The following is a 2,892-nucleotide window of genomic DNA, read 5'->3' as shown; positions in this document are numbered from 1 at the left end:
CCCCCCCCCCCCCCCCCCCCCCCCCCCCCCCCCCCCCCCCCCCCCCCCCCCCCCCCCCCCCCCCCCCCCCCCCCACAGGGTTTATGTTCAACGCAATAAGACCGGGGTTTTCGGTGCAGCGGTCTGGCTGTCTTTCGGCACATCGTTGCCCGCACCGAGTCCGCCGCCGAGTGCCGTCACCAGTTCGGCATGGGCGCTCAACCGCGCCGCCTGCACCTGCTGCTGGACCTGCTGCTGTTTGAACAACAAGGTCTGTGCATTAAGCACGTTGAGGTAATCGGTGAGCCCGCGCTGATAGGCGATCATCGCGATGTCGTAGGTCTTCTGCGCCGTGGCCACCGACTCGGCAGCGAAGGCTTGCTGCTTGTCCATCGACTCGCGGCGAATCAACTGATCGGAGATGTTCTTCAGCGCATTGACCAGGGTCTGGTTGTACCGGGCCACGGCGATGTCATAACCGGCCGAAGCTTCACCCAACTCAGCGCGCAAACGGCCGCCGTCGAAGATCGGCAGGGAAATCGCCGGTCCCACGCTGTAGTTGAGTTTCTTGCCGGTCAGGAACTCCAGCGCCCCGCCGCCGGTGGCCATGTAGCCCAGGCTGCCGACCAGATCGACGTTGGGATAGAAGCCGGCATGAGCCACATCGATACCCCTGGCTTGCGCTGCCACTTGCCAGCGGCTGGCGACCACGTCCGGGCGTTGGCCGAGCAATTGCGCCGGCAATGACGACGGCAGCTTCAGCGGCGCGCCCAGCGATAAGGTCGGCCGTTGCAGTTGCGCGCCCTCCCCCGGGCCTTTACCGGCGAGCGCCGCCAGTTGATTGCGGCTCAGGGCGATTTCTTCGTCCAGCGCATCGATCTGCCGATGGGTTTCCGGCAGCGGCGTCTCGGCCTGGCTGACTTCGAAATGGGTGCCGATGCCGCCGTTCAGGCGTTTCTGCGCCAGATCGAGGATTTGTTGTTGCTGCTTCAGCGTCGCTTCGACGATGTCGCGCTGCGCGTACTGCAATGAAAGCTCGATGTAGACGCGCACGATATTGTTCTGCAATTCCAGCTGGGCTTGGCGCGCTTCGGCAACCGTCACGTGGGCCATGTCCACAGCACGTTCGGTGGTGTTGCTTTCGCGCCCCCACAGGTCGAGGGCATAACTGAAGCCCAGTGCGGCGTTGTTGTCCCAGGTGGTGCTGTTGGCCAGATCACCCGGTCCGTAGAACTGATCGGTGGGCCAGTTGTGGCGCTTGAGGGTGGATTCGCCATTGATCTGCAGCGACTCGGCCGCTTCGGCCACACCCGCCATGGATTTGGCCTGGCGTACCCTCGCGGCGGCCATGGCCAGGCTCGGGCTGCCTTGCACGGCGAGGTCGATCCAGCGATTCAGTTGCGGGTCGCCATAGGCTTGCCACCATTGGCTGGCAGGCCAGTGTGCATCCTGAGCGGCGTTGCGGATGGCTTCGTCAGTGACCAGTGAGTTGGCCTCCAGCGCCTTGCCCTGCGGGGCGATACCTCCGGTTCCGATGCAGCCGCTGATTGCCAGGGTTAAAGCCAGAATACTGAGCGGCGAAAGCGCTCTGCTGATGCGACGCGGCACTGCTGAAGATTCCTGAGGTGGAGAGGTTGTAGGAGCCGGCTTGCTGGCGATGGCATCGCTGCGGTCGTTCAGATAGGCCGTGGTGATGCCATCGCCAGCAAGCCGGCTCCTACAGTCCGCCTAATTCTATGGGTGGGTATTGCAGGCGATAAGCTGGGATTCCTGTGAATCTTTGTTACCGTTAACGAGATAATCCTTAAGTCTGAGTCTCAGGCTTTGAAACTTCGTGTCACAATTTGCCATCGAACCCGAGAGCACCCCATGGACACATTGCAAAACATGCGCGCCTTCAGTTACGTGGCCGAAGCCGGCAGTTTCACCGCCGCCGCGGTGCAACTGGACACCACCACCGCCAACGTCTCGCGCGCGGTCTCCAACCTGGAAGCCCACCTGCAAACCCGCCTGCTCAATCGAACAACCCGACGCATCGCCCTGACCGAGGCCGGCAAGCGCTACCTGCTGCGCTGCGAGCAGATCCTGGCCTACGTCGAAGAAGCCGAAGCCGAAGCCAGCGACGCCCACGCCCGCCCGGCCGGGCAGCTGAAAGTGCACACCATGACCGGCATCGGCCAGCACTTCGTGATCGACGCCATCGCCCGCTACCGCAAGACCCACCCGGACGTGACCTTCGACCTGACCCTGGCCAACCGCGTGCCGGACCTGCTGGACGAGGGCTACGACGTGTCCATCGTGCTCGCCAGCGAACTGCCGGACTCGGGCTTCGTCTCCCAGCGCCTGGGCATCACCTACAGCATCGTTTGCGCCTCGCCGGCCTACGTCAAAGCCAACGGCTGCGCACAAAAACCCAGCGACCTGCTCAACCACGCCTGCCTGCGCCTGGTCAGTCCGGTCATCCCCCTGGAAAAATGGGCCTTCGACGGTCCCGAAGGCCAGGAAATGGTCACCATCAACAGCTCACCGTTCCTGGTGAACTCCGCCGACGCGATGAAAACCGCAATCATCAGCGGCATGGGCGTCGGCGTACTGCCGCTGTACGCCGCGATCGACGGCTTGCGCAACGGTTCGTTGGTGCGGGTGATGCCCAATTACCGCTCGCAGGAGCTGAACCTGTACGCGATCTACCCGTCCCGGCAATACCTGGATGCGAAGATCAAGACCTGGGTGGAATACCTGCGCGGGTCGCTGCCGGAGCTGCTGGCGGCGCATCAGGCGGAATTGGCGGCTTATGAACTGAGCGGAAGCCTGGCAGGGGCGCGGTTGGCGAATTGATCGTCCCTCTCCTTGTGGGAGCGAGCCTGCTCGCGAAGGCGTTGTATCAGTCGACACTAGTGCTGAATATCAGAC

General features: G+C 63.4%; 2 protein-coding genes. One reads left to right on the top strand and one right to left on the bottom strand.

What is annotated here, in order from left to right; translation table 11 throughout:
* Positions 1 to 87 precede the first annotated feature (87 nt).
* A complete protein-coding gene (locus tag ACSFE6_RS31295; RefSeq protein ID WP_435431232.1) occupies positions 88 to 1,587 on the bottom strand; it encodes an efflux transporter outer membrane subunit in 1,500 nt (499 codons plus the stop codon).
* Positions 1,588 to 1,848: 261 nt separating this feature from the next.
* Between ACSFE6_RS31295 and ACSFE6_RS31290 the strand changes: the two genes are divergently transcribed.
* The gene (locus ACSFE6_RS31290; protein ID WP_435431231.1) at positions 1,849 to 2,817 is read left to right on the top strand and encodes a LysR family transcriptional regulator; all 969 of its coding nucleotides are present in this window, start codon (positions 1,849 to 1,851) and stop codon (positions 2,815 to 2,817) included.
* Positions 2,818 to 2,892 lie beyond the last annotated feature (75 nt).

This window comes from Pseudomonas baetica, from assembly GCF_051216495.1.
GTDB lineage: Bacteria > Pseudomonadota > Gammaproteobacteria > Pseudomonadales > Pseudomonadaceae > Aquipseudomonas > Aquipseudomonas baetica_B.
The sequence above is the reverse complement of the archived record's forward strand: the minus strand, read 5'-3'. Positions and strand labels throughout refer to the sequence as shown.